The 25,576-nt window shown below is 60.0% G+C and carries 21 protein-coding genes and 5 pseudogenes; 12 read left to right on the top strand and 14 right to left on the bottom strand.

The annotated features are described in order from the left end of the window. Nucleotides 1–370 precede the first annotated feature (370 nt). The gene (locus BHK69_RS30025; protein WP_069694148.1) at nt 371–703 is read right to left on the bottom strand and encodes a hypothetical protein; all 333 of its coding nucleotides are present in this window, start codon (nt 701–703) and stop codon (nt 371–373) included. A gap of 9 nt (nt 704–712) precedes the next feature. On the opposite strand from BHK69_RS30025, the gene BHK69_RS32430 reads away from it, so the two are divergent. Next, nucleotides 713–1,468 carry a hypothetical protein gene (locus BHK69_RS32430; protein ID WP_148663729.1) on the top strand — a complete coding sequence of 252 codons (756 nt, stop codon included), beginning with the start codon at nt 713–715 and terminating at the stop codon, nt 1,466–1,468. Nucleotides 1,469–1,566: 98 nt separating this feature from the next. Here the strand turns inward: BHK69_RS32430 and BHK69_RS30035 are convergent, their stop codons facing one another. After that, a complete protein-coding gene (locus tag BHK69_RS30035) occupies nt 1,567–2,466 on the bottom strand; it encodes a LysR family transcriptional regulator (RefSeq protein WP_069694150.1) in 900 nt (299 codons plus the stop codon). Nucleotides 2,467–2,813: 347 nt separating this feature from the next. On the opposite strand from BHK69_RS30035, the pseudogene BHK69_RS32435 reads away from it, so the two are divergent. The 3 pseudogenes from BHK69_RS32435 to BHK69_RS30045 all read left to right on the top strand — a co-directional run. Next, nucleotides 2,814–2,957, top strand: a pseudogene (locus BHK69_RS32435) (aldehyde dehydrogenase family protein); the annotation flags it as partial. A gap of 14 nt (nt 2,958–2,971) precedes the next feature. After that, nucleotides 2,972–3,322: pseudogene (locus BHK69_RS30040) on the top strand (integrase core domain-containing protein); the annotation flags it as partial. Between the two features lie 49 nt (nt 3,323–3,371). After that, nucleotides 3,372–3,749, top strand: a pseudogene (locus tag BHK69_RS30045) (DDE-type integrase/transposase/recombinase); the annotation flags it as partial. A 255-nt stretch (nt 3,750–4,004) separates the two neighbouring features. Here BHK69_RS30045 and BHK69_RS30050 read toward each other — a convergent pair. Beyond that, nucleotides 4,005–5,024, bottom strand: a complete 1,020-nt coding sequence (locus tag BHK69_RS30050; RefSeq protein WP_069694151.1) for an IS110 family RNA-guided transposase — start codon at nt 5,022–5,024, stop codon at nt 4,005–4,007. A 70-nt stretch (nt 5,025–5,094) separates the two neighbouring features. Here BHK69_RS30050 and BHK69_RS30055 point away from each other — a divergent pair. Then, nucleotides 5,095–5,283: pseudogene (locus tag BHK69_RS30055) on the top strand (integrase core domain-containing protein); the annotation flags it as partial. A gap of 199 nt (nt 5,284–5,482) precedes the next feature. Here the strand turns inward: BHK69_RS30055 and BHK69_RS30060 are convergent. Next, complete coding sequence (locus BHK69_RS30060; protein WP_148663731.1) at nt 5,483–6,571, bottom strand: LysR substrate-binding domain-containing protein; 1,089 nt, start codon at nt 6,569–6,571, stop codon at nt 5,483–5,485. Between BHK69_RS30060 and ehuB the strand changes: the two genes are divergently transcribed. The 5 genes from ehuB to BHK69_RS30085 all read left to right on the top strand — a co-directional run bounded on the left by ehuB (nt 6,561) and on the right by BHK69_RS30085 (nt 10,894). Further along, the gene (ehuB, locus tag BHK69_RS30065) at nt 6,561–7,430 is read left to right on the top strand and encodes an ectoine/hydroxyectoine ABC transporter substrate-binding protein EhuB (RefSeq protein ID WP_069694153.1); all 870 of its coding nucleotides are present in this window, start codon (nt 6,561–6,563) and stop codon (nt 7,428–7,430) included. The genes BHK69_RS30060 and ehuB overlap by 11 nt on opposite strands. A gap of 155 nt (nt 7,431–7,585) precedes the next feature. Next, entirely contained in the window at nt 7,586–8,239 is a 654-nt protein-coding gene (gene ehuC / locus BHK69_RS30070) for an ectoine/hydroxyectoine ABC transporter permease subunit EhuC (RefSeq protein WP_069694154.1), read from the top strand. Beyond that, a complete protein-coding gene (gene ehuD, locus BHK69_RS30075; protein ID WP_069694155.1) occupies nt 8,236–8,928 on the top strand; it encodes an ectoine/hydroxyectoine ABC transporter permease subunit EhuD in 693 nt (230 codons plus the stop codon). The genes ehuC and ehuD overlap by 4 nt, the downstream gene beginning before the upstream one ends. Next, nucleotides 8,925–9,692 carry an ectoine/hydroxyectoine ABC transporter ATP-binding protein EhuA gene (gene ehuA, locus BHK69_RS30080; RefSeq protein ID WP_069694156.1) on the top strand — a complete coding sequence of 256 codons (768 nt, stop codon included), beginning with the start codon at nt 8,925–8,927 and terminating at the stop codon, nt 9,690–9,692. The genes ehuD and ehuA overlap by 4 nt, the downstream gene beginning before the upstream one ends. Then, the gene (locus tag BHK69_RS30085) at nt 9,689–10,894 is read left to right on the top strand and encodes a M24 family metallopeptidase (protein WP_069694157.1); all 1,206 of its coding nucleotides are present in this window, start codon (nt 9,689–9,691) and stop codon (nt 10,892–10,894) included. Before ehuA ends, BHK69_RS30085 begins: the two co-directional genes overlap by 4 nt. 353 nt (nt 10,895–11,247) lie before the next feature. Here the strand turns inward: BHK69_RS30085 and BHK69_RS31745 are convergent. The 6 genes and pseudogenes from BHK69_RS31745 to BHK69_RS30110 form a co-directional block, all read right to left on the bottom strand. Then, nucleotides 11,248–11,584: pseudogene (locus tag BHK69_RS31745) on the bottom strand (IS66 family transposase); the annotation flags it as partial. Nucleotides 11,585–11,612: 28 nt separating this feature from the next. Then, nucleotides 11,613–13,136 carry a malonate--CoA ligase gene (locus BHK69_RS30090; RefSeq protein WP_069694158.1) on the bottom strand — a complete coding sequence of 508 codons (1,524 nt, stop codon included), beginning with the start codon at nt 13,134–13,136 and terminating at the stop codon, nt 11,613–11,615. Beyond that, entirely contained in the window at nt 13,129–14,487 is a 1,359-nt protein-coding gene (locus BHK69_RS30095; RefSeq protein WP_069694159.1) for a malonyl-CoA decarboxylase, read from the bottom strand. The genes BHK69_RS30090 and BHK69_RS30095 overlap by 8 nt, the downstream gene beginning before the upstream one ends. A gap of 72 nt (nt 14,488–14,559) precedes the next feature. Further along, nucleotides 14,560–15,699: a M24 family metallopeptidase gene (locus BHK69_RS30100; RefSeq protein ID WP_069694160.1), complete on the bottom strand. Its 1,140-nt coding sequence runs from the start codon at nt 15,697–15,699 to the stop codon at nt 14,560–14,562. Between the two features lie 45 nt (nt 15,700–15,744). Beyond that, nucleotides 15,745–16,953 (bottom strand): aminotransferase class V-fold PLP-dependent enzyme, encoded by a 1,209-nt coding sequence (locus tag BHK69_RS30105; protein ID WP_069694161.1) that lies wholly within the window; start codon nt 16,951–16,953, stop codon nt 15,745–15,747. Nucleotides 16,954–17,300: 347 nt separating this feature from the next. Further along, nucleotides 17,301–18,428 carry an amidohydrolase gene (locus BHK69_RS30110; RefSeq protein ID WP_069694345.1) on the bottom strand — a complete coding sequence of 376 codons (1,128 nt, stop codon included), beginning with the start codon at nt 18,426–18,428 and terminating at the stop codon, nt 17,301–17,303. A 165-nt stretch (nt 18,429–18,593) separates the two neighbouring features. Between BHK69_RS30110 and BHK69_RS30115 the strand changes: the two genes are divergently transcribed. Continuing rightward, entirely contained in the window at nt 18,594–19,058 is a 465-nt protein-coding gene (locus BHK69_RS30115) for an Lrp/AsnC family transcriptional regulator (RefSeq protein ID WP_069694346.1), read from the top strand. A 66-nt stretch (nt 19,059–19,124) separates the two neighbouring features. On the opposite strand, the gene BHK69_RS30120 is transcribed toward BHK69_RS30115, so the two are convergent. Genes BHK69_RS30120 through BHK69_RS30135 form a run of 4 tightly spaced genes read right to left on the bottom strand, consistent with a single transcriptional unit; the run spans nt 19,125 to nt 24,406 of the window. Further along, the gene (locus tag BHK69_RS30120) at nt 19,125–20,219 is read right to left on the bottom strand and encodes an ATP-binding cassette domain-containing protein (RefSeq protein ID WP_148663732.1); all 1,095 of its coding nucleotides are present in this window, start codon (nt 20,217–20,219) and stop codon (nt 19,125–19,127) included. A gap of 36 nt (nt 20,220–20,255) precedes the next feature. After that, nucleotides 20,256–21,398, bottom strand: a complete 1,143-nt coding sequence (locus tag BHK69_RS30125) for a M24 family metallopeptidase (RefSeq protein ID WP_069694163.1) — start codon at nt 21,396–21,398, stop codon at nt 20,256–20,258. 2 nt (nt 21,399–21,400) lie between these two features. Further along, complete coding sequence (locus BHK69_RS30130; protein ID WP_083269942.1) at nt 21,401–23,269, bottom strand: ABC transporter permease subunit; 1,869 nt, start codon at nt 23,267–23,269, stop codon at nt 21,401–21,403. Nucleotides 23,270–23,299: 30 nt separating this feature from the next. Further along, entirely contained in the window at nt 23,300–24,406 is a 1,107-nt protein-coding gene (locus tag BHK69_RS30135) for an ABC transporter substrate-binding protein (RefSeq protein WP_083269943.1), read from the bottom strand. A gap of 433 nt (nt 24,407–24,839) precedes the next feature. Between BHK69_RS30135 and BHK69_RS30140 the strand changes: the two genes are divergently transcribed. Beyond that, a complete protein-coding gene (locus BHK69_RS30140) occupies nt 24,840–25,457 on the top strand; it encodes a flavin reductase family protein (RefSeq protein WP_083269972.1) in 618 nt (205 codons plus the stop codon). The last annotated feature ends 119 nt before the right edge of the window (nt 25,458–25,576 follow it).

Raw genomic sequence — 25,576 nt, forward strand, 5'->3', positions numbered from 1 at the left:
AAAGCGGCAATCGAGGTCGAGCATACGAAGCCGTTTGGAGTGCAACACCGGGAGAATATTGGGACTGAGGTGAGAAAGGCACTCCATTTGCCAGGCCGTTTTGCAAGTTTGTATCGTGGTGCGCCCTTGGCCTCACCGATGGCATTCGTTAGATTATTCGATCAGGTGATCCTTGCCATTCTGTATGCAGCCCGCAAAACCGAGCTTCTGACGGGGGTGCTCTTGATCGAATGACGCCGTAACCTACTCACCGGCGGAGACAGGTTCGGCCCTCATTTGCAAAATCGGAGTCCTCCGATGTCGCCGGGGCGCTTCCCAAGTTGGCCGAGCCACCGGCGGCTGGGTGCTGTCTTCCCGTCGCATCTACTTCTCAGGCGTCCTCGGCAATCTGGTCCTCGAAGCGGGTGGCTTGAGTGAGCGAGTCGAGAACCAGCTCCTTCCAAAGCTGCGTGAGACCGCTCTCGACTGACTGCCGCGCGCTGTTGAGGCTAGGCTCGTCGTCGAACCAGCCTTGCACTTCCCCCGCGATGTCGTCGCGGTAGCCGCTGCCCTGCCCCCATCGGCGGACGCATCCGACCCACAGGTCGTTGGCCGCGTCGAGGTGTGGCTTGAACGCGGCGCGACCGAGGGCGAGGGCCTGGGAAAGATACTCCTGCTCCCACCCCTTCACGTCCTCACGCAGCGAGGACAAAAGCTGCGACACGTCTGACAGATGCCGAAGCGCGATTCGAGATCTTCGATCATCTCCTCCACGCCCGCGAAGGATTTTGCGCTTCGTGCCGCTGCGTCCGCCCGAACGCCGACACCGAGCAGATGGTGCATCGAAAAATTCGGCCATGCGCCACGCCGCGACATCGAGGCGGCGATCGAACTGGCTGCACTGACCCGAAGCTGCTCCACCAAATTTCTATGGGCTGGCCGGACCAGGACGGGCAGAGTGCCGTTGCGGGAGACGAACCGATCTACGACCGCGGCGATTTCCTTGCGCCTCCACCGAGGCGCGGCGTGGGAATCCGCGATGATCGTCCGGGCGATGCTCAAGCGGGACCAGAAGCGCTTTTCAAAAATCTATCGACCGCTCGCCTGCCTGTTCACCACACGCCACATCGAGGTTTGCTCCGGCATCGGAGCGCCCACCTTTCGCCATCGATGGAGAAACGCTCTCGTGGAGCTGATCGCCTACCGCAAGCCGCTGGTGGGCCTGAAGCGAGCCGTCAGCGCCCTGGGCGACCGCCGTAGCACGACTTCCGCCGCGCTGAGCCTTGGAGGCAACTTTCCGATGACGTCGAACATCAAGCGGGTCCATGCGAACGCGCAGTACGCCCACGACGAATTACTGAACCTCATCCGCCGGGCGGACCATTCGTCCTACGAAGCCCGAGGCGACGGGCTACTGACCGAGGAGCAACTCGCCCTATTCCTGCACATCGTCGCCGAGCACACTGCATTGGCGACGCGTCTGGCCTGAGCTCCACGGGCGCCGGCAAGCAGGTCGTCGCCACCTCCAAGACCGCCAGGCAGGACGTCGCGGCGGCGAGACCGCGACAGCCTAACTGCAGGCGCTCGTCACAACACCCCGGTCGACATGTCCAATGAGATTTGCCGCTTCAGGAACCGAACCACGGTCTTGATCCTTCCAGAGTACTGCAGGTCCTGGTGAACATTCAACCAGATCTCGCGCTCGGCCCGCAGGCTTTCCTGGAACAGTGGGCGCAAATTCGGAGAGGTCAACGCCGCAAACCTGGGCAATACGACGAGACCCAAGCCGGCCGAAGCCGCGTGCATTTGCGCTATCATGCTATTTGACGAAAACGAGTAATTCGACAGACCAATCAGGTCGCGATGCCATCGAACAGCATCGACCACAATCAAGTCGTCGATATATCCGACGAATTTATGGTTGGCCAAATCACATTCCGCCTGCGGCCGACCGAAGCGCTCGAAATAAACATCGGAGCCATACGCATGAATGGCAAACGATCCCAATTTTTCCGAGACGAGACCTTGGCCTGGAGGCTTGAAGAAGCTCAGAAACAGGTCCGCTTCTCTGCGGTTCACGTGTATCACCTGAGGCGACGTGACCAGTTCCAGCCGAAGGTCGCGAGCCTCGGCATCCAAAGCCAGCAATCGCGGTGCTAGATAGAGGGACGCGATACCTTCCATGGTGGCCAGACGGACCACTCCGGACGCGACCTCCGGAGCGACATCGGCCCTTATGCCGATTACGGCACTTTCGATGGTTTCGGCATGGCGAAGGACTCTCTCCCCGCTATCGGTCAGTCGGAAGCCGGTCCTGGTGCGCTCGAAGACGCTCAGTCCAAGACTGCTCTCCAAGTGTGCGATACGTCGGCTGACAGTGGAATGGTCGATGCGCAGACGCTTCGCGCTTTGCGCCAAGCTCCCTGTCCTCGCAACATCCAGAAAGACACGCAAATCATCCCAGTCCAGGTTGTCAATTGCGCTCATCGGCCTTGGGGTTTCGGATCTGTTTCATGCGAGGTTGCTCAACGATTGACTGAATTGATCTGACTGGGCAATGGTCTGCCTGGAACGGAATGAGAATATTCTGTTTGACGACGATCTGCCGGGCCTATCGCCTGAAGCTGTATCAAATGAAGGATCAGCGGATTGCATTGCCCGGCACGTCGGGCCTCGCTGGTTTTGGAACCATCTGCTGGCCGTGCAGCAGGCTCGGTACGAGGCCGAGGGCCGCTTCATCTTCTTCCATGAAATATCGAAGCTCCTGCCGGGGCTGAAGAAGGATGTCCCCTGGCTTTTCGAGGCGCCAAGCGATGCGCTGGTACGGGTCTGCAGCGAACGAAACCGACTACGGCATTCACTCTGTCATCTTCACCTCAAATCTGCAGGCCGCACTGTCCGCTGTGGACGGGATCGAGGCTGCCGTCGTCATGATCAACGATTCGACCGATTATCGGCTGAATGCCATGCCCTTCGGCAGTCAATGACGTTCGTCCTGACGCTGGAGCGGATCTGCGGCGGACTGGGTTATCCGAGAAGCATCCGTGTCGACCAGGGCTCGGAGTTCGTCAGCCGGGACCTCGATCTCTGGGCCTATCAGAAGGGCGTCGTGCTCGACTTTCCCCGGCCAGGCAAGCCGACCGACAACAGCTTCATCGAGTCCTTCAACGGCAAGGTCCGGGCCGAGTGCCTGAACACGCACGGGTTCATGAGCCTTGACGACGCCCGGGCAAAAATGGAGGCTTGGCGTAGAGACTACAACGAGGTCCGGCCACACAGCGCCATCGGCAACAAGCCGCCGATATCGCTGATGAACGGCTCTCCGGCGCCCCCGCCTGCATGAGCCCTAACCCCGGAAAATTCCAGCTCGCGCTGGCCCAAAATCGGGGAGCAGTTCAGTGCCCAGGCGCCGGGTCAAGGCAAAACTGCGCGAGGACCGTCGTCCGGCGACGCGGACGAACGAAACCTGGGCGATGGATTTTGTCCACGAGCAGCTCGCGACGGGCCGCAAGATCAGGGTCCTGACAGTGGTCGACATCTTCTCCCGGTTCTCGCCGACCGTCGATCCGCGGTTCAGTTATCGCGGCGAGGACGTCGTCCTGACGCTGGAGCGGATCTGCGGCGGACTGGGTTATCCGAGAAGCATCCGTGTCGATCAGGGCTCGGAGTTCGTCAGCCGGGACCTCGATCTCTGGGCCTATCAGAAGGGCGTCGTGCTCGACTTTTCCCGGCCAGGCAAGCCGACCGACAACAGCTTCATCGAGTCCTTCATGTATGGACGGCCCCTGCGTTGCAAGGTTCGAGATGAGGGGCGTGCAACGCGCGGGTCGGGTGCGTTCATGTATGCGGCCTGTTCGTGCGGCCCATTTTCATGACCGCTGGCCCTGATGGAGTTCGCGGATCGACGCCTCATCAACGGGTCGCGCTCTTGGCGCCCAAAGCTCTGCGGGCTGTGTCGATCCCCGGTCCGACCGGTCGTGCCATCACCTCACTTTCGCCCTCGCAACAGGTGTGCCCGCCTGCGGCTATGCCGCTACGACCGCCGGCGAACGAAAGCATTGTCCACGGATCATCAGCGCCCACGCAATGCGTGCCATTTTGTTGGCAAGGGCGATGATGACGACCTTTGGCGGTCGACGCTCCTGCAGGCCCCGGATCCACGCCTCTCCTGTTGCGGCGCGAGCCTTGGCAAAGCGGATTGCGTTGCCCGCTCCAACGTAGAGCAGATGCCGGATGTAACGGTCGCCGCGTTTGGATATCCGCCCAAGTCGATCCTTGCCGCTGCTTGAATGGCTCTTTGGTGTGAGCCCGAGCCAGGCGGCGAACTCACGACCAGAGCGGAACATCGACGGGTCGGGTACAGTGTTTGCGATCGCCATGGCCGTGATCGGCCCGACACCGGGTATCGACGCAAGCCGTCGGCTGACTTCGTCGGCGCGGTGCAGGGCGACGAGCCGCACCTCCAGCTCATCGATGCGTTGCCAAACACTCGCAAGCTCATCAACAAGCAACATCAGCGCGTCGCGCGCCAGCGGCGGCACTGCCGGGTTGTTGACCTCATTTGCGAGCTTCTCGACGCGGTGGATGCCTTGCGGAGCGATAATGCCGAACTCGGCCAGATGCGCCCGTATAGCGGTGGCAAGCATCGTGCGCTGCCGCACGAGAAGTTCGCGCACCCGGTGCAGCATGAGCGCCGCTTGCTGCGCGGCTGACTTCACGGGCACGAAGCGCATCGTGGGCCGCGTGACCGCCTCGGCGATCGCTTCAGCATCGGCCGCGTCAGTCTTATTGCGCTTGACGTAGGGCTTCACGTAGGCCGGCGGCATGAGACGAACCGCATGGCCAAGCGCGCTCAACTCGCGCGCCCAATGGTGTGCGGTCGCGCAAGCCTCCATGCCGATAAGGCATGGTGGCAGCGCCCGAAAGTAATCCAGCACCTGCGCGCGCCGCAGCTTCAGCTGTGCGACAGGCCGGCCCTCCACGTCGGCGGCATGAACCTGGAAGACCTGCTTGGCGATATCGAGACCGACGACACTGATCTGCATGGGACGGCTCCTTTTTGAGTTTGACTGCCACGACAGCCACTATGCCACGCTGATGCCGGGTGCAGGGGCCGTCCACCCCATCAACGGCAAGGTCCGGGCCGAGTGCCTGAACACGCACGGGTTCATGAGCCTTGACGACGCCCGGGCAAAAATGGAGGCTTGGCGCAGAGACTACAACGAGGTCCGGCCACACAGCGCCATCGGCAACAAGCCGCCGATATCGCTGATGAACGGCTCTCCGGCGCCCCTGCGGGCATGAGCCCTAACCCCGGAAAATTCCAGCTCGCGCTGGCCCAAAATCGGGGAGCACTTCAAAACGAAGCCGGACCTAACTTATGACCGGCGGGAAAACGGGGAGCACGTCATCAAGGCCGGAAGCCTGGTTCGGGAAGGCGTATGGTTCGCGATTGAGGAATGATGCAAACAAAGGTGCTTTGCTTCAACCGATGAGAGCGTGCTCAGCGCAACTGCCTAGTATCGGCCAGCAGCCACTCGCAGAACGTACGGGCTTCTTCTCGCAAGGTTCTGCGTTGGGTGGTCACGACATAATAGGACTGGTTGGCGGGCGTTTCCCCGTCGATAATGCGCACGAGGGACCCGTCATCGATCAGGTTGTCGATTACATTTCCCCAGGCGAGGAGAACTCCCTGACCGGATAGGGCGGCCTGAACGAGCAGCGGATAATTGTTGAAGCTGAGTTCTGGATCGAGCTTCGAGACCGCGATGCCATTCGAAGCGAACCACCATTCCCATTCAGAATAGCGGGCGGCCGGCCCTTCGAGGTTCAGCAGGCGAGCGTGACGGAGATCCTCGGCAGTCCGCATCGGATGCCTCGCAAGGTAATCAGGACTGCAACAAGGAAAAAAGCGAACGCCCAGCAAAAACTTGGAATTAAGGTGCGGCCAGTCGCCATTCCCATACCGGATGGCGACATCGACGCGATCCTCTGCAAAATCGAGCAGGGTGTCCGTAGCAATCAGTCGGATTGCGATGCTGGGATGCTGGGCTCGAAAGCTGGCGATCCGCGGCATCAGCCAAAGCGAGGCCATCGCCACCGTTGTCGTCACGACGAGTTCCGGCGGATGGCGGATGCTGCAAATAGCTTCCAGCGTTTCGCCGATCGTCCGCATGCCGGCGGAAACACCGTCGTATAATTTCTTGCCGGCTTCGGTGAGGGCGACCGCGCGGTTTCCCCTGTCAAACAGCCGCGCATTCAATCGGCTTTCCAGAGCCTTGATTTGCTTGCTGACGGCAGCCTGCGTGATCCCGAGTTCGCGCGCCGCATGGGTGAAATTGGCATGCCTGCCGGCCGCTTCGAAGCACGCCAGCGCGTTCAGTTGGACGGGAAGCAACGGGGTTCTTGTCATAACTGAGAGTTGTACCAGCCATGATAAAAAATGGAAATATACGGCCGGCAAGCGGGAGCCTAGGTGTTTGAAGTTGGCACCAAGGAGTGGTGCTTGCGCAAATTCTTTTCGGCACCGGCCATAATCCTGCGGCATGACAGGGCGGGTCGCGGTTCTCATAGGGGAAAAAATGGCTTTCAATCTGCAACTCCGCTCGTTCCGGACCGCCCTCGCGGTTTTGGCCCTCCCCGTCGTCCTCGCCAACGCGCAGGCGGCCAGTCTCGATCAAATCAAATCGCAAGGGTTTATCCGCGCAGCGACCGCGAACGAGGTTCCCTACGGTTTCATGGACGCCGAAGGAAAGGCGAAGGGCATCGCTCCCGAGGTGGCCCAAGCCGTCCTCAAATCGATGGGCATTCCCGAGGTGCAATGGGTCGTCACGCCTTTTGGCTCCTTGATCCCAGGCCTCAAGGCCAACCGTTTCGACATCGTGGCGGCCGAACAGGATATCTTGCCCGCTCGGTGCCAGCAGGTCCTGTTCTCCGAGCCAAACTCCAGCTACGGCGACGCCTTGCTCGTTCCCAAGGGCAATCCGAAGATGATCCACTCATACGAGGATGTCGCCAAAAGCCCGAACCTCAAGCTGGCGGTCGTCAACGGCACGAGCCATCTCGCATTTGCCGAAGCCGTCGGCGTGCCGGAGAGCCGCTTGGTCATCATCGCAAACAATGCCGATGCGCCGGCCGCCGTCACAAGTGGCCGGGCCGACGCATATGCCGCCGTCGAGGCGACCGTCGGCAGCCTTGCCAAGGTCAATCAGCGCTTGGACATCGCCCAGCCCTTCTCCGATCCGATCATCAAAGGCAAGGCGACGCGCAGCTTCGGCGGCTTTGCATTTTCGCAGGGATCGGAAGAGCTCGTGGCGGCCTTCAACAAGGCCTTAGGCGAGTTCAAGAAGACAGACGACTATAAGAAGATCCTCGCGAACCATGGCGTCACCGAAGGCAGCATCGCGGCTTCGCTGGCCAAGTCGACAGCTGACCTCTGCGCCGGAAAGTGACTTAGCGCGCGTGTCTCCGACCAACGCGACATCGCAGCCTATCGAGCCATTCACAACGCGTCGGTGCCACTCAGGAGATCGCTTCCCCGTGGCACCGCACAAAATTACAGGGCGCGTGTAGTGCACGCTCACCGTCCCGATTGTGGGCAACCATCATGGACTTGTCAGTTCACCTACCCATCCTACTAGGGGCAGCGTCGACCAGCTTGCTGATCTGCTCCCTGTCATTGCTGATGGCAGCCAGTTTGTCATTCGGCGCTGGGGTCGCCCTTTTTGCCGGACCGGCTTGGCTAAGAGCGATAGCATTCGCGTATGTCGAAATCTTCCGCGGCACATCCCTTCTGGTCCAGCTCTTCTGGCTCTACTTCGCCTTGCCCTTGCTCGGCATTTCGCTGCCGCCTTTCCTGACAGGTGTTCTGGCACTGGGCCTCAACACCGGTGCATATGGCGCCGAGGTCGTACGCGGGGCTCTCCGATCGGTAAGTCAGCAGCAGCACGAAGCCGCCAGAGCACTCAACTTCACGCGCAGCCAAGCGCTTTGGCGGATAGTCCTGCCGCAGTCAGTCGTCGAAATGCTGCCATCGTTCTCCAGCCTGGCCGTCCAAAACTTCAAGGATACGTCGTTGGTATCCATGATCACGATCGCCGATTTGACGTTCAAGACCCAGGAGATCCGGAATCTCACGCAGGATACGGTGGCCGTCTACGGCACCGCGCTGCTGATCTATTTCGCCATGGCGATGTTGATCGTCGCACTGATGCGCATTCTCGAGACTCGCGTCGCGCGCTCTACCGGGAGGCTCTCATGATCCTGGGCCACGAACTCGTTCTCTCCTCGTCTGCCGCTTTCGCGTGGTCGATCTTGCCGATCCTCCTGATTGGCCTTCGAACGACTTTGCTCGCCATGTTCGCGGGCTTCGTCATCGCGGTAGTCGTTGGGATGATATTCGCGTTGTTGCGCCGTTCACGGTGGAAGCCCGTGACTTGGCCGGTCGGTTTCGTCGTCGAATTCCTGCGCAACACGCCGTTGTTGATGCAGCTGTTCTTTCTGTATTTCGTGCTTCCGGAGTTCGGCGTAACCCTGCCCGCATTCTGGACCGGCACTACCGTGCTGGGACTGCAGTACGCAGCCTATGTGAGCGAAGTTTACCGCGCCGGTCTCGATGCGCTTCCCAAAGGTCAATGGGAAGCAGCGACGGCGCTCAATCTCTCGAAAACGCGGACATATCGAACCGTCGTTCTTCCGCAGATGATCCCGCGGGTCCTGCCGGCGCTCGGCAACTATCTGATCTCGATGATGAAGGACACGCCGGTGCTTTCGACCATCACCGTCGTTGAGATGTTGAATCTGGCCAATCGCATTGGGGATCGGACTTTCGAGTATCTCGTCCCGCTTTCCATGGTTGGCGCCATCTTTTTCGTCCTCACCTGCGTTTGTTCGGCGCTGTTGCGCGGTTTGGAACGCTTCGTTCCGCAGAAGGGAATTGCGCTGCGATGAGCGCCTCCATTGAATTCAACCAGGTCCACAAGCGGTATGGTGCCCATCCCGTCCTTCGCGATTTCGATCTCAAGGTGCAGGCTGGAGAGAAAGTGACGCTCATCGGGCCAAGCGGGTCTGGCAAATCCACTGTGCTGCGGATTTTGATGACGCTCGAGCCGTTTCAAGAGGGGCGCCTGACGCTCGATGGCATGAGCTATCATCAGCCTCAAGGAAAGCCGCCGTTCTTTGCGACTGATGTGCATCTCCACAAGGTGCGGGGCAAGGTCGGCATGGTGTTTCAAAGTTTCAACTTGTTCCCGCACATGACGGTTCTGCGGAACTTGGTGGAAGCCCCGACGGCAGTCCTGGGCTTGAGCCGGGACGAAGCTGAAGGACGGGCCGTCGAACTGCTCCGCATGGTCGGCCTTTCCGACAAGGCCAAGGCCTATCCGGGGCAACTGTCGGGCGGCCAGCAGCAGCGTGTGGCCATCGCCCGGGCTTTGGCGATGCGCCCGCAGGTGCTTCTGTTCGACGAACCCACCTCGGCGCTCGATCCGGAGCTCGTGGGCGAAGTGTTGAACGTCATTCGCTCCCTGGCTCACGAGCATGATCTGACCATGCTCATGGTCACTCACGAAATGCGGTTCGCCCGTGAAATCTCCGACCGGATCTGCTTTTTCGAGGGCGGACGCATCGTAGAGCAGGGAAAGCCCGATCAGATTTTCAATGCGCCCGAGCAGGATCGCACCAAACGCTTCCTATCGTCGGTGTTAAACGGATGACCATCTTGGCTAGCTCCCCCCTACGCGCCCACAGCATCGGCGAAATCGCTCTCTTCGCCCGTGCCGAGTTCGAAAAGCGCATCGAGGACGCGCGGTCGGCGATGACCCGCTATAGGCTAGACGCGATCGTGCTGACCTCGGAAGCCAACATCGAATATCTGGCTGGATTCGAGACGCAGTTCGCTTGGAACACGCCCTCCCGCCCCTGGTACTTCGTGGTGCCTCGCGCGGGGTCGCCCATCGCCATCATCCCCGAGATTGGCGAAACAAATTGGCTGCTCACCTCCTGGTGTCAAAACATCGTAACCTGGCCGTCGCCCCGGCCGCATGACGAAGGCATCAGCATCCTGACGCAGCATCTGGGTCAGGTCGGTCGGTCTTATGGGCGAATTGGCTTTGAGATCGGCCCCGAGTCGCGGATCGGCATGCCGGTTAGCGATGTTTTCAGGCTGCAAGCCGCCATCGGTGGCGAGATGGTCGATTGCACGTTGCTAATGGCCGAGCTGCGCGTGCTCAAGTCGGCAGCTGAAATTTCGCGCATCCGCCACATCTGCCAGATCGCCGGCCAGACCTTCGACGATCTACCGTCTTTCGTGAACGTTGGCGACAGCGAGCGGGAGATCTGCCGAAAATTCGCGGCGGACCTGCTGCTCAAGGGTGCAGACAAGGCGCCCTACACCTCCATTGGTTCCGGCCAGGGCGGGTATGATAGCATTATCATGGGTCCAACCAACCGAAGGGTGGCGGTGGGCGATGTCCTGATGCTCGATACCGGAGCCAGGTACGGCGGCTACTTCTGCGATTTCGACCGCAACTTCTCGTTCGGTAGGCCGACGGACGAGGTCCTACGGGTCAATGAGGCGTTGTGGCTCGCCACTGAAGCAGGCATCCAGGCAGCTCGGCCCGGACGAACCGCAGCCGACGTGTTTACGGCGCAAGCGACCGTCTTGAGCCGATATGGCTTCGATATCGGAAACGTCGGGCGCTTTGGGCATGGGCTCGGCAAGGTGCTGACGGAGCCCCCGTCGAATGCGCCGTCGGACAAGACCGTTCTGAAACCGGGAATGGTTCTGACGATCGAGCCTTCCGCGAGTTTCGGGGACGGGCGCATCATGGCTCACGAGGAAGATCTTGTAATAACGGAAGACGCCGCGGATTTGCTGACACCACGGGCGGATCGCGAAATCGTCGTCATCGCTTGATCGAAGTGGAACGGACAAAAAAAGGGGCCGCCGTCAGTATGACGCGGCCCAAGTTACACCGTTGGCCGCCAGCCAATAGTGTGGAGAACGGCAGGGAAGTGAGGGGAGTGGCTCTACTGCCCTGAGACCGCGAATAACTTGATCGCCAAATTTACCCGATGCCGCAATATCCCGAACTACTTTTCATGAATTGTACGGTTATGGACCGCCTGCGTACACGTTCCGCTCACGCCTGCGGTCGCTTCTGAAACGAAAAATCGGGACGGGCCCCTCTCCGATGCCGTAGGGGTGGACACGCTCCATCGTGCCGCAGCCGGGTTATCCGTCAAAAGTGTGCTGATTTTTAGCGGACACAGCCCACCCCGGCATGAGCGCGCGTAGCGGGTCGCCTCTGCGAGTTTCGTCTTCTGGCTGATCAGGGCGAGCTTCTCCGCTTCTCCCGCAGCCAAGCCTCCATCGCCCCAAGGACGGCTGGCTCTTGTCCTGGCGCACTGTGCGGCGCTCATCAGCACCGTGGCCACGAATCGCGGCTTCGATGCGATAGAGTTCCGCGATGCGCTGCAAGGCCTCGCTGGCGATCGGCGCGGGGCCGGCCTGGGCGAGTTCGTAGAAGCGTCGCCGCACATGGGACCAACACTGGGCCGGGTGAACGTCGCCGCGCTCGGCCAGCACCTTGCAACCACTATAGCCGCAACCTGAAGGATGCCCTAGAAGCCGCCTATTTGCCCTGCTTCGCATAGATGTCCTTGTACTGCTCGCGCAGCAGGTTCTTCTGAACCTTGCCCATGGTGTTGCGCGGCAGGTCGGCCACGACGAAAACCTGCTTGGGCTGCTTGAACTTGGCGAGCCGCTGCTCCAACGCCGCGGCAATGGCTTTCGCAGTGATGTCGGCGCCCGGCTTGGCAACGACCACCGCGGTAACGCCCTCGCCGAAATCGGGATGCGGGCAGCCGATCACGGCACTCTCGACCACGCCTGGCATCTCGTCGATCTCGGTCTCGACTTCCTTCGGATAGACGTTGTAGCCGCCGGTGATGATCAGGTCCTTGCCGCGGCCGACAATGTGGACGTAGCCGACCGGATCGATCTTGCCGAGATCGCCGGTGATGAAGAAGCCGTCAGCCCTGAACTCGGATTTGGTCTTTTCCGGGTTGCGCCAATAGCCCTTGAAAACGTTCGGGCCCTTGATCTCGATCATGCCGATCTCGTCGCGGGCGAGCTCCTTGCCGTTCTCCGGATCGGTAACGCGCGCCGACACGCCCGGCAGCGGGAAGCCGACCGTGCCCGCCACCCGGTCGCCGTCATAGGGATTGGAGGTGTTCATATTGGTCTCGGTCATGCCGTAGCGCTCGAGGATGGCGTGGCCGGTGCGCTCGCGCCATTCGCGATGCGTCTCGGCCAGCAGCGGCGCCGAGCCGGAGACGAAGAGACGCATATGCCTCGTTACCTCCTTCGACAGCCTGATATCCTGGAGCAGGCGAACATAGAAGGTCGGCACACCCATCATGCAAGTCGCCTGCGGCAGGTATTTGAAGACCATGCCGGGATCGAATTTCGGCAGCAGGATCATCGCCGCACCGGCGAGGAGTGTGACGTTCATCGCGACGAAGAGGCCGTGCGTGTGGAAAATCGGCAGTGCGTGCAGGAGGACATCGTCCTTGCTGAAGCGCCAGCAATCGACGAGCGCCAGCGCATTGGAGGCGAGGTTGTCATGGCTCAGCATCGCCCCCTTCGAGCGGCCGGTCGTGCCGGAGGTGTAGAGGATCGCGGCGAGATCGTCGGGCCCCCGCGGTACATCCGCGAAGCGCGCGGCGGCGGCATCCGCTTTGTAGACCAGGCTACCCCCCCGGTCGGAATCCAGGGTCTCCAGCTTGGCGCCCGCCTTCTCGGCGTAGGGAAGCAATGCCACGGCACGCGCGGGATCGCAGACGAAGACGGCCGGCTCGGCATCCCCGAGGAAGTACTCGATCTCGGCGGGGGTATAGGCGGTGTTGAGCGGCAGGAAGACGCCGCCGGCCCGCACCGTGCCGAGATAGAGCATCAGCGCGTCGAAGCTCTTCTCGACCTGGACGGCGACGCGGTCGCCCGGCTTCACCCCTAACCCGACTAGCGCGCTCGCAAAGCGGCCCGACTCGTCCAAGACATCACCGTAGGTCCGACGCGAGCCGTCGCCGAGCAGCGCGAACCGCGCATCCTCACTCCCCATGCGAGAGCGGACCAGATCGAAGAAGTGATTACCCATGATCTCGATCCTTTTGACCGTTGCCCGATGTCCGGAGGAGCTTGCGCACGCCGGACGAGGCCACGACCGTGTTGCGAGTGGCGAAGACCTCGTGGTTGGCCTCGATGTCGTCGAGGTCGTAGCGGTAGTTGACCATCACCCCATGGGACTCGCGCAGCCCCCGCGCCGAGAGGTTGCCGCCGACATTGATGCGCTCCAGGCGCGCGCCGTTGCCGAGGTGGAAGCGCGCGACGGGGTCGATGACGCGGCCGGAGGCTGTGCGCGCCCGGAGCATGTATTCGGCCGTCATCTGGCCGAGGAGCTTGTCGCGGCGAGCCTTAGTGGCATCGTCAAGCGAGATCGTCTCGCCGGTCGGGCGGGCGAGCTCGGCGCGTTCCCCGGCTGTCAGGGCGAGATCGCCAGGCTTGGCCGCGGTGCTGGCAAGCCACCGCGCGAAGCCGGGCACCGGCGACAGCGTGACGAAGGTGGTGAGCCCCGGCAGCTCGCGTCGCAGATCCTCGGCCACCTGCTTGATCAGGAAATTGCCGAAGGAGATGCCGCGCAACCCCTCCTGGCAGTTCGAGATCGAATAGAACACCGCCGCCGTCGCTTCCCGCGCCGGTAGCACCTTCCGTTCAGGGCTCAGGACCTCGCCGATGCTGCGCGGGATGTCGCTGGTCAACGCGACCTCGACGAAGATCAGCGGGTCGTCTACGAGCTGGGGATGGAAGAACGCGAAGCAGCGCCGATCCACCGGCTCCAGGCGTCGTCGGAGATCGTCCCAGCCCTGGATCTCGTGCACCGCCTCGTAGCGGATGATCTTCTCCAGCACGTTCGCCGGCGAGCGCCAGTCGATGCGACGGAGCACCAGGAAGCCACGATTAAACCAGGAGCCGAAAAGATGGCGGAAGTCGTCGTCGATCGCCTTGAGATCGCCTTGCGTCTCGATCGCCTCGAACAAAGCCTGACGCATTCGCACAAGCACGGGCGTGCCGTCGGGCGCAAGATTGAGGCGGCGAAGCAGCTCCTGTCGGCGAGGCTCGGCGGCATGGTGCAACACCGAGATCGCCGCAGCCTGGGGCTTCGCACGATAGGCCTCGATGGCCTTGTCTAGGAGCGCGTGGTCCGGGCCAAACCGGTCCTGGAGAAGATTGAAGAAGGCGAGCCGGCCGGGTTTGTCGAGCCGCTCCCAGAGGCTAAGCACCGCCTGCGCCAAGGCCATGCCGGAGGCCTCGCCCCGCCCGGAGAGCAAATCCTCGCAAAGTCGATCCAAGGGACGTCCGCGTTGACCGACATCCCGGTCGAAACCGATCAGGGCGCGCCCTCGATCGGTCACGCTTGTCAGAAGTTCGCTGAGAAACGAGATGTTCATGCGAGCCCTCTAGGTCCCTGGGATCAGACGTTCGAGCGACTTGGCCTATCGAAGGCGCCGCTCCAGTCCGTGCTATTTGGCCTCGAAGATCACCCGCGGGGTTTGCGTGAGCCGCTCGCCACCACCATCGGTGACGAGCACCGTTTCACTCACAGCCAGCCCGCCCGCCGAGGCGTACATGTGGAACACCATGTCCCTCTCGATGGGCCACGAGGCTTTCGGCGAGAAATTTCGATGCAAGTCGCTCAGGCGCTGTGACGCGGAGGAGTTGTATCCCAACGTGTAGCCCGTGATGTTGTCGTAGCTAGGCCGCAAGTTTCTTTGCAGTGCCCCGACGCGCATGATGGCGTCGACATCGCTTGCAAGGGCTCCGGGCTTCATTGCCGTCAGTTGCTGGTCCTGAAGCTCGCATAGTTGGGCAAAGACGTCCTTCTGTTCATCGGTGGCCGCACCGAGGACCACGGATCGCATAATTCGCACTGTGTAGTTTTTGAACCGTGGCAGGAGCTCGATGTGTACGACCTGACCGTCTCCAAGTGGCTCATCGGTCATGAACCCGTGCAGTGAATCCCAACCGGTGCTCGCGGTGATGTGCCCGATGAAACCGTCGTCGAAGCCGAGCCGGTAATAGGCCGCCGCTGCGATCGCGGCGATCTCCCTTTGCTTGATACCAGGACGGATTGCAGCGACGACCTCGCCCAGAACCTGGTCGAGAATTTCCGAGCCTCTGCGCATATGAGCGATCTCGTACACGGATTTGATCCTCCGCAGATCCCATGTCGACCGCTCCAGATCCACAAACCCAGCATCCGAAAGCTTGTGCTTGAGCGCCAGCACACGCGCTTGGGTCATCGAGTTTGATTGGAATTCGATCCCGATACGAACCTTGCCGTTCTCGCTCGCCGGAAAGTGCTTCATCAAAACCTCGATAGGGTCCTCCCAGTCGAGAAAGGTCACGATCCGATCAATCCAGGTCCGATGACGCGCGGGAGCCGCATCAAGGCTTCTCAGCAGGAGAAACGGCTGCCCGCTGACGGGCACGATCACGGCACGCCACAAATTCTCGCTGGTGACATAGCCAGACAACCAGCCCATGGTCTCGGGCTCGTCCAAGATGGCCCAGTCCACGTTTCGAGCCCGCAAAACTTCCTGGACGCGCCGAAGCCGATCATGGAAATCCTCCAGCGGAAAAGGGGATGCGAATTGTGCCATGCAAAAGGTCCTCGGCTCAGATTGGGGGTGTTTGGCGCCGGCGAGTCAGGTCGCTCGCGATTTGGCGACGGAGCGGATGGCGGACGCCACGCGATCGATCTCCTCACCAGAGTTGTAATAGTGCGGGGAAACTCGAACGACAGGCGGCAGCTGCCGGGCGGCTGCATCGATCGGCGTGCTGGTGGGCGGCGACACCGACACGTTGATGCCAACCGCAGCGAGCCGCCGCATGACTTCCGCTGCCTCCACCCCATCGACTGTCAGCGACAGGATTGCGGCCCGGCGCCGACCGAGATCGTGCAAGCGGACGCCCGTGATTTCCTCCAGTTCGTTCCGCAACGTGTTGGTCAGCTCCGCGCAGCGCGCCTCGATTGCCTGCAACCCGACCGCCAGGGCGTAGTTGACGGCCGCGTTCAAGCCCATGCGGGTCGAATAATTTGTCTCCCACGTCTCGAAACGCCTCGCGTCCGGCCTCAACCCATAGGTACGCGGCCCGGTCATCGTCGCACCGAAGAGGTCGAGCATGGCCGGTTCGGTGCGGTCGAGGACCGCCTTGCGGATGTATAGAAACCCCGTACCCCGAGGTGCGCGGAGATATTTCCGACCGGTGGCCGTGAGCATGTCGCAATGGAGGGCTTCGACGTCGATCGGCATCTGCCCTACGGCTTGGCAAGCGTCGAGGAGGAAGGGAATGCCATGCTTGCGGGCGATCCTACCTACTTCCTCCGCGGGGTTTACCAGCCCACCATTGGTGGGAATCCAGGTGACCGCTATCAGCCGAACCCTCTCGTCCAGCATGGCCTCGAGCGCCGACGGGTCGAGCGCGCCTGATTCGTCATTTGGCACGATCTCGACCGAGGCCCCCGTGCGCTTGGCAACTTGCAAGAACGCGATGAAGTTGGCCGCAAATTCGGCATTGGCGGTGAGGATCCGGTCGCCTGCCCGAAACTGCATCGAATAGAATGCGCGCTGCCAGGCTATGGTCGCATTCTCGGCGATCGAGATCTCATCAGGCCGAGCGTTGATCAACCGCGCGACCGAGCCATATACTGCATTCAGCTCGTCGTAATGCTCGGCGGCGGCCTCATAGCCGCCGATCTCGGACTCCCGAACAAGATAGTTCTGTACGGCCGCCAAAACCGGCTTTGCCATAAGCGCAGCGCCCGCGTTGTTGAAATGAGCTCGATGGGCGACGCCCGGCGTGTCGGCCCTGAGAGCATCAATATCCAGAACTGTTTTAGCAATGTCGGTCATTATTTCGCGAGATCTCCGCTTGCGGGCGTCCGCCGGTCATGGGCTGTCGTCTGCCAAAGGCGCCGAACGCAGGCAATTGGCATTTTTGCATGTGTCATTGCGTAGCTGATGCGCCCTCGGCTCGGTCTCGCCCTGCCCGACACATCACTCCAAAACCCAAGGGCGAGCCTACGGTGATGAAGTCTCTCCCAGCGGGGAGGAGACATCAGAAAGTGAGCCCCAACGCAGATTGGAGCGCCTTCTCGCCAACTTGCGGACCCAATATGTCTCACCGTGAGTTGGGAGGGCTGTCAGCGACCCGCCCAAATGCCGAAACCGGCTTCGCGTGGCAGGTTCCCCGGCTTAACTCATGACTGAGCGGCCAGACGCCTCCGAGCGATCGCAGCATGAACATTGGCACCGTGCAGAAGGCCCCCGTCGTCAAAGTCGAACTTGGGGTTGTGGGCAGAAGCGCTGTCACCATTCCCAATGCGGGCGAACACTCCCGGGACATGCTCTAGGAAACGGGCAAAATCTTCAGAGCCCGTTCCCGGCACCGTAGAGAGCTTGACTTTGTCGGCTCCAAGCACGCTTCCGGCGGCTGCCAGCATTTCATCGACGAGAGCGGCGTCGTTTACGACGGGCACGAACTCGCGCAAATAGGAGAGCTCGGCCGACAGCCCATATGTTTGAGCCGTGCCCTTCGCGATCTCGAGCATGTGCTTTTCAATCTCAAGGCTCACTTCCGGCACAAAACTGCGAACATCCCCCAAGATACGCGCCTGCCCAGGCAGCACATTTCGAGTGCCATCGGTTATGACTTCGGTAACGGAGACGACCGCCGTCTCGTTAGGGCGAAGCCTCCGCGAGACGATCGTCTGCAGGCTGCAGATGAGGCTCCCCACCGCCACCATCACTTCGCGCCCCGACTGAGGCCTCGACGAATGTCCACCAACGCCCTTCAGCGTGATCTCGAAATTGTCCTCGGCGGAAGTAACGGCGCCCTTGCCCGCCTGTAGCTGCCCCACTGGCATCCCCGCAGCATTGTGCAATCCATAGATTTCATCGAATGGGAAGCGCTCCATCAGCCCATCGGCGAGCATTGCGAGCGCGCCCTTGCCCCATTCCTCCGCAGGCTGAAAAACAAACCGGACCGTCCCGTCGAAGCCCCCTTCCGCCGCCAGCAATTTCGCGGCTCCGAGCAACATTGTCGTATGCCCATCATGCCCGCAGGCATGCATCAGACCCGGCTTTTTTGACTGATAGGAAAGGTTCGTATCCTCAAGGATGCGAAGCGCGTCCATATCCGCACGAAGGGCAACAGCACGATTTCCTGCGCCTCGTTTGAGGGTACCGACGACTCCGGTGCCGCCTATGCCCTCTGCAACCTCGTCCAGACCAAACTCGCGCAGCTTCGAGGCCACGAAGGCGGCGGTGCGATGCTCCTCGAAGCCAAATTCCGGATTGGCGTGCAGGTCGCGCCGCCAAGTCGTCATCTCGCGCTCAAGTTCCAAATAATCGAGCTTGCTGTCGTTGCTCACGAGACCCTCTCAAATTCTGGAAGCCGTAATCAGCCGGAGATCCGCTAAACGTTATTGCAATCCGCCAGAGAAGGGCGCTCTATTTGAGGGCCTTGGATGCACATTTGTAACGCGTGGACCATGAATCCGAATCTCGACAGCTTTGATCGCGCGATCCTCGAAATTCTCCAGCAGGACAATCAAACGCCCCAGCGAACGATCGGCGAGCGCGTCAACCTCTCCGCCGCCGCCGTCCAACGGCGCATCAAGCGCATGGAACAGAGCGGAGTGATCTCCAGAAATATTGCCGTTGTCGATCCGACGGCCGTAGGGAAACCGATCACCTTGTTCGTGGAAGTCGAGCTCGATAGCGAAACGATACGCCATATTGACGAAGCGAAGCGGCAATTTCTCGAGTGCCCGTTTGTGCAACAGTGTTACTACGTCACCGGAGATGTCGAATTTATCCTCGTGATAGTCATATCGACAATGTCAGCCTATGAAGAACTAACGAGACAGCTATTCTTTAACAACACGAACGTGAAAAAATTTAAAACATTTGTAGCGATGGATCGCGTGAAGGTTGGATTGACGGTGACGATCTAGTTTAATGTTTCATTTGAACTGGATATGGCCTTGCCTCGGCCACAAACGACTCTCACTGCGCCTTAGCTAGGCTACGAAATAACGCGACTTCTTCATGTCAGGTATCAAATGTATCTCCGATCCGTGTTCTATCCCAGAACACAACTCGTTGCTCGGCAAACGTACTTTCAATTCACCGAGTTCTGTCCCGACAAGTAACGTCGTTGTCTCGCCTGCATACGCCTTCTCCAGCAAATTGGCCTTGAGCCCCTGCCTGGTGGTCGAAACTAAAAAATGCTCCGGGCGAACGCCCAGTCTACTTTTTCCCCCGGCGATCGTTGATTTCGCAGTGGGAACGGATTGATCTTGCTCAAAACCGGGAAATGCCACGATCGCGCTTCCATTTGCAATCTCCTTGGCGGCGACATCGATGAAATTGGTCTCCCCGATGAAGTCGGCCACAAAATCGGTGGCCGGCCGCTCATACAGGGATGTTGGGTCACCGATCTGCTCGATCCTGCCTCCCCGCATGACCGCGACGCGGTCAGCCATCGAGAGCGCTTCTTCTTGATCATGAGTGACAAAGATGATCGTGCAGCCGATGGTTCGGTGAAGTCGCTTAATTTCGAGCTGAAGCTGCTGTCTGAGCTTCCTGTCCAGCGCGCCGAGCGGTTCATCCATTAGCAAAACCGATGGCTTGAACACGATCGCGCGTGCCACCGCAATGCGCTGCTGCTGGCCGCCGGAAAGTTGAGCGGGATACCGTGCTCCATAAGCGCCGAGGTCTACGAGTTCCAGAACCCTCTCTACCTCATCGGCGATGAGCTTTTGCTTCCACCCACGACGCCGCAGCGGATAGGCAATGTTCTCCGCCACGGTGAGGTGTGGAAATAGCGCATAGCGCTGAAAAACCATTCCAATTCCGCGCTTGTGCGGCGGCTTGTTGGTCACCACCTCCGAGCCGATACGAATTTCACCTGCGGAGGGAATATTGAAGCCCGCGATGTTCATGAGAATCGTGGACTTTCCCGATCCACTCGGCCCCAACAACGCAAGGAACTCGCCTTCGGCGACATCGAGCGTCACGTTATCGAGCGCCACCATGGAGCCATAGCGCATGGTGAGATTCGATACAGACACCGAAGCGCCTTGAATGGTCAAATCGGCCGATGGAGACTTCACGAGCACAACCCTTTTGCGAGTATCACTGTTTCTTGCTTACACAGCGACGCTAAATAGCTTTCTGTCACATTGGGTCAGGCGTTCGACCCCGTCCGATCGGACCACTACAGCCTCGCTAATGGCCAAGCCTTCGGCTGACAGGTACATGTGGAGGACCATCCCCTCCTTGAGCTTCCACGTCTCAGCCGGCGTGAATTTATGAACGAACTCGCTGCCCTTCTGAGTGGAAGACGGATAGCAGCCCAGAGTGTACCCGGTGATGTTGTCGTAACTCGGACGAAGGCCGGCGGCGAGGATCGGCTCGCGAGCCAAAGCATCGATATCCCCGGCCACAGCTCCGGGTACCATTGCCGCAAACTGGCGATCCTGGATCTTTATCAACTGATCCATGACATCGAGTTGTTCCTTGCTCGGCTCGCCTACGACGACCGATCGCATGATCCGAGAGCTATAGCAGCAGACCCTGGGGGTCAGCTCGATATGGACGATGCTTCCTTTCTCGATGGGATGAGTATGCTCATTCCCGTGTAGCGCGCCCCAACCGATCCCAGTCGTAATCGGTCCCACGCGGCCCGGGTCCGCGCCCATCTCGAGATACGTGATCGCGGCAGCCTTCACGACATCGCGCTGACGTCCTCCAACCTTGATGGCTGCAACGCCTCGTAGCACCGCCTCATCGCAGATTTGCGCTGCGCGACGAAGATACTCGATCTCCGCCGGCGACTTAACCGCCCTCAGCTCCCAAATGCGAATGCCGATGTCCTTGAATTGAGCGTCAGGGAGCTCGCGCTTCAGATCCGCGAGCCGCCGAACAGACATCGACGAAGAGTCGAATTCAACGCCGATATCCGTCTTGTCGAGTCCGCGCTTGCGGAGTTCGTCAGCAAGTACCGAGACGGGATCATCCCAATCCTTGAAGCCAACGATCCCGGAGAAAGGCGACCGTTCGATCGCCGGCACGAGATCCAGACTCCGCACGATGAGGAAGGGCTCACCTTCCCTCGGGACGACGGCGCACCGCCACATCGTCTGTGAAATGCCGAAACCGGACACCCATTGCATGGATTCCAATTCGTCCAGGACGAGAACCTGGAGATCCAAGTCGGCCATAATTCCGCGCACAGCAGACAAACGCTGCGCGAACTCTTCCTTGGAAAATTCGAGATCGATGCGTTGCATGATCAGTCGTCCTTCAAAGTATTGCCAACGGCTGGCGTTCGCAGTGATAGGAGTTGATGGACCAGATAAGCGGCTGCCAGTGCAGCAAAGAAAATCACTGCGACAACAGAAACTTGGGGGCTGATTTCTTGCTTGATGTCTTCCCACATCCGGACAGACAACGGTACGCTGCTCGGACCGCCTAGAAACAAGCCCAAGATGACATCGTCGAATGCCATGATGAATGAGAAGAATATCGCACTGAGCAACGACGGGAGGAGCAATGGAAGCGTGACCGTCCTGAAGGCCGTTATCGGAGTCGCACCGAGGCTTTGGGCCGCACGTTCAAGCGAGGCATCGAGCTGGCGTAAGCCACCGACGATCGCGATCAGCGCATAAGGGATCCCGACGACGGTGTACGCAATCACGAAACCCGCTTTGGTCCCGAGAAGCCCGATCTTTCCAAGGAAGAAATACAGACCCAACGCAAGCACGACGTGTGGCAGAACGATCGGCGAGATCAGCAATATGTAAATCGCGATACGAGCTGGCGCGCGCTGACGGACGATCGCGTACGCTGCCGGAACGCTCAAAGCGACCGCGAAAAGAGAGGCCAGCAGGCACGTTTGGATACTAAACCAGGCCGCCCGAAGCCATATGTCGTTGGAAATGAAGGTATTGAACCAACGCAGGGAATAGCCGGGAGGCGGGAACGTCAGGTAGGACGCCGAGCTGAATGCGAGGGGGAAGATGACCAGCAGTGGCACAAGGAGAAAGACGAATGCCAGGACCGTCGTAGCCCACAACAGGGGGGTCCGAATGACGGCGAGCGCCTCCGACAGCGAACGGGCGAACGGATGAATTCGGCAACGTAAGCTTTCAAGCGCATCCGGATAACGGGTGAGGCCCGTCCCGTTCTTCGCGGCCAGCTTTTTCGTACTCCTGTCCTCTCCCGTATCCGGGGCCAGCGTCGAGCGGAAGATAATCAGCATCGCAATCACAATGCTCAACAAAATCACTGATTGCGTGGTCGCACCAACAAAGTCAGCGAGCGCCGTCACACGGACAGTAATGCCTTGCGCGAGCATGTAGTCCCCTGCCCCGCCGAGGAGAGCCGGCGTAACGTAGAAGCCGAGGCAGGACAGAAAGACGAGTGTGCAGCCGCTAACGATGCCGGGGGCGGTCAGAGGCGCGAACGCGTGAAGGAACGCGCTCACCGGATTGCTGCCGAGATTGGCGGCCGCGTCGATCAAAGACCGATCGACACGCATCATGGCCGCGTAAAGCGGAAAGACCATGAGCGGCAACTGGATCTGGACCATGCCGACATAAACGCCGAACGTATTGAACACCAGATCAAGCGGATCCTGGATCAGACCCGCACCCAGAAGAGTCTTGTTCACCACGCCATTGGGCGCCAAAATGATGACCCATGCATAGGTCCTGATCAGGACGCTTGTCATGTACGGCAACGAAACAAGCAGAAGTAGAATGGCAGCCGCCCTGCCTTTCACTTTCGAAAGTTGGTACGCAAGCGGGTACCCGATCAATAAACAAATGATCGTGACGATGATCGAAAGAGTCAGTGTCCTGAAGAAGATTCGTACAAACGCCGCCTGAGATAGGGTTTGCCGGTAGCCGTCCAAGGTCCATTCGTCCCCGACCCTAAAGCTTCCACCAAAAAGTTGGACGAGGGGAACGAGATAGAACGCGGCAACAAATAGCAACACTGGCCCCAGCAATATAAGGGGAGCTACGTAAGCCGCTTTGTTCGATTTTGTCACCAGTACAACCCGCCAATGTTGCTTTGGAGAAAAAGCTACGGCGCACACGTTGCGCCATCCCGCAGCCATGGTGAAGGCCAGGCCGGACTTACGAGCCGCCTGCAGCACTTGGTGCAGGCGGCTCGAGAGGCCCTAAGATCACCGAACGCCAGAGATCCAGGCTTCCCACTGGGAGACCGCGTATCGCTCGTTGTCCTGGCCCTTCGTCTGTTGAGACCAGAAGTCGTAGTTTTGCACGATCTGAAGACCGCGCACTTTCTCGTTGGTCGGGAGCAGGGCCGCGCGAGCTGGATCAATCAGCTTGAACGCGTTGGCATTCGGCGGGGAGTACAGAATGTGCTTGGCAAACTCCGCTTGGCGATCAGCCCGAGCGCTAAAGCCAAGGAACTTCATCGCGTTCTCGGCATTCTTAGCGCCCTTCAGCACGTACCAGTTGTCGTACTGGATAATGCCCTGATCCCAGCTGACACCGAGGTTTGCGCCTTCCTCGATCGCACCGAAAACACGTCCATTCCAGGCGCTACCGATCACGGCCTGCTTATCGATAAGCAGCTGTGAGGTCTCCGCCCCGCTAGTCCACCACTTCAGGATGCTTGGCTTAATCCGCTCGAGACTCTTGAAGGCCCTATCCCAATCGATCGGGTAGAGCTTTGCCGGATCTACGCCGTCCGCCAGCAGGGCGATCTCATACGCCGCAGCGGTGGGACCCCAAGTGCCACCAGCGAGCGTGCGCTTGCCAGGAAAGCGCTTCACGTCCCAGACATCGGCCCAAGTCTTGGGCGCTTCGTTGGGGAACGCCGCTTTGCTGTACACGCTAATGAGGGAGTAGACGATGTGGGGGCACGTGTATTTCGATGTCGCGATGGGCGTGAACGCCTCAAGGTCCTCTTTCTCGAAATACTGGTAGTCGATGGGCAGGAGGAGTCCGTCGCGCTCGAAACCCGGCGTGACGCCACCTGCGGCGACGGCCACGTCATAGCGGGGCGCACCGGCCAGGATGCTAGCCCGAACGGCGCCGGTCTCCACACGCGGATTGCGGATGACTTTAATGCCGGTCTCTCGCTCGAAAGGCTCGAAATAGGCCTTGCGCTGAGCCTCGCCCCAGACGCCACCACCATCGAATACGACCAGCTCGCCCGTTCCGCGGATGGCCTTGGCTATCGCCGGCTTGACGAGCCCGGTAACCGCCAAAGAGATTGCTCCGGCACCCTGAAGAATTCTACGCCGATTGATTTGTCGAGACATGTCTAACCTCCACCTTTTTATATTCCCCGATTGGCAGATCGGTTGATCCCGATCCGTCCACGATTGCCGAAAAGTTTAGACCGTTCTGAACGAAGCTTGCGCTCGAATTGCCCACCGCTTCTGCAAATTTGTTTCATTAGAGCGGCGGAATCGGAGGCGGCGCCCCAAACACGACGACTGAAGCATACACAATGCATCAGCCCCGTTTTTCAGCATTTTTGCACTGTTTATAGCCAGTATCGGGCGCTTTTTCTAGATTCGTATCGATCGGGGTTCGCCTTAGGTGGCAAGAGCCCGAGCGGTGAGATGAGAAAATGCTGCAATATCGGGCCGAAATTGACGCGCACGCCTCTCACGAACCCGATATCTTCTATCGCATAGCGGTAGGCCTCAATCGAGGCTTTCGAGACCCTTCCACTAACGGGATATGCGGATGATCTACACAGATGAGAGCGCCAACATCTCACTGGCACACGACCCCCTCAAGGCCATCGTCGCGCCGCGCCCGATTGGGTGGATCACAGCTCAGAGCGCGGGCGGCGCCATCAATCTCTCGCCCTACAGCTTCTTCAATGCGGTCGCCACTCGACCACATCTCGTTTCCTTCTGCTCCGAAGGAAAGAAAGATGCCGTGACGTTCATCGAGGAGACGCGTGAATTCACCTGCTCCTTCGTCTCCAAGCGGCTGGCCGATGCAATGAATGAAACGTCCGCCGACCTCCCGCGCGGACAAAGCGAGTATGCGTATTCCAAACTCGGGATGGAGGCTTCTCGATATGTGCGCCCTCCCCGAGTGTCGGGCACTCCCGCCGCTCTCGAATGCAAATTGATTTCAGTCCTTCAAATGCGAGACATCGAAGGAACTCTCATTCCGACCTTCATGGTCATCGGCCAGGTGGTCGGCATCTATATCGACGCCGCTTACCTAAGGGATGGCCGGTTCGATACCGCCGCGGCCAATCCGGTCGCCCGCTGTGGTTACGCGGACTATGCCGAGGTCAACGAAATGTTCTGCATTCTCCCGCCCAGTTGGCGCGATAGGTCAACCTGACAGCGCAGGCATCCCTCTTCGCGAACGAGCGGGCGATCAACCAATGCTCGCCAGCATAGCCAAATCGATCAACTTAGAACACCCGCGTCGCTAGGTCGCGCGGACAAAGCGGATCCCCT

Origin of the sequence: Bosea vaviloviae (assembly GCF_001741865.1) — a bacterium.
Classification (GTDB): domain Bacteria; phylum Pseudomonadota; class Alphaproteobacteria; order Rhizobiales; family Beijerinckiaceae; genus Allobosea; species Allobosea vaviloviae.

What these genes read in the sequence shown, in the direction of transcription:
- BHK69_RS32430 (WP_148663729.1), top strand. Translation starts at nt 713, where the DNA reads ATGCCGAAGCGCGATTCGAGATCTTCGATCATCTCCTCCACGCCCGCG.
- BHK69_RS30035 (WP_069694150.1), bottom strand. Translation starts at nt 2,466, where the DNA reads ATGAGCGCAATTGACAACCTGGACTGGGATGATTTGCGTGTCTTTCTG.
- BHK69_RS30050 (WP_069694151.1), bottom strand. Translation starts at nt 5,024, where the DNA reads ATGCAGATCAGTGTCGTCGGTCTCGATATCGCCAAGCAGGTCTTCCAG.
- ehuB (WP_069694153.1), top strand. Translation starts at nt 6,561, where the DNA reads ATGGCTTTCAATCTGCAACTCCGCTCGTTCCGGACCGCCCTCGCGGTT.
- ehuC (WP_069694154.1), top strand. Translation starts at nt 7,586, where the DNA reads ATGGACTTGTCAGTTCACCTACCCATCCTACTAGGGGCAGCGTCGACC.
- ehuD (WP_069694155.1), top strand. Translation starts at nt 8,236, where the DNA reads ATGATCCTGGGCCACGAACTCGTTCTCTCCTCGTCTGCCGCTTTCGCG.
- ehuA (WP_069694156.1), top strand. Translation starts at nt 8,925, where the DNA reads ATGAGCGCCTCCATTGAATTCAACCAGGTCCACAAGCGGTATGGTGCC.
- BHK69_RS30085 (WP_069694157.1), top strand. Translation starts at nt 9,689, where the DNA reads ATGACCATCTTGGCTAGCTCCCCCCTACGCGCCCACAGCATCGGCGAA.
- BHK69_RS30090 (WP_069694158.1), bottom strand. Translation starts at nt 13,136, where the DNA reads ATGGGTAATCACTTCTTCGATCTGGTCCGCTCTCGCATGGGGAGTGAG.
- BHK69_RS30095 (WP_069694159.1), bottom strand. Translation starts at nt 14,487, where the DNA reads ATGAACATCTCGTTTCTCAGCGAACTTCTGACAAGCGTGACCGATCGA.
- BHK69_RS30100 (WP_069694160.1), bottom strand. Translation starts at nt 15,699, where the DNA reads ATGGCACAATTCGCATCCCCTTTTCCGCTGGAGGATTTCCATGATCGG.
- BHK69_RS30105 (WP_069694161.1), bottom strand. Translation starts at nt 16,953, where the DNA reads ATGACCGACATTGCTAAAACAGTTCTGGATATTGATGCTCTCAGGGCC.
- BHK69_RS30110 (WP_069694345.1), bottom strand. Translation starts at nt 18,428, where the DNA reads ATGACGACTTGGCGGCGCGACCTGCACGCCAATCCGGAATTTGGCTTC.
- BHK69_RS30115 (WP_069694346.1), top strand. Translation starts at nt 18,594, where the DNA reads ATGAATCCGAATCTCGACAGCTTTGATCGCGCGATCCTCGAAATTCTC.
- BHK69_RS30125 (WP_069694163.1), bottom strand. Translation starts at nt 21,398, where the DNA reads ATGCAACGCATCGATCTCGAATTTTCCAAGGAAGAGTTCGCGCAGCGT.
- BHK69_RS30135 (WP_083269943.1), bottom strand. Translation starts at nt 24,406, where the DNA reads ATGTCTCGACAAATCAATCGGCGTAGAATTCTTCAGGGTGCCGGAGCA.
- BHK69_RS30140 (WP_083269972.1), top strand. Translation starts at nt 24,840, where the DNA reads ATGATCTACACAGATGAGAGCGCCAACATCTCACTGGCACACGACCCC.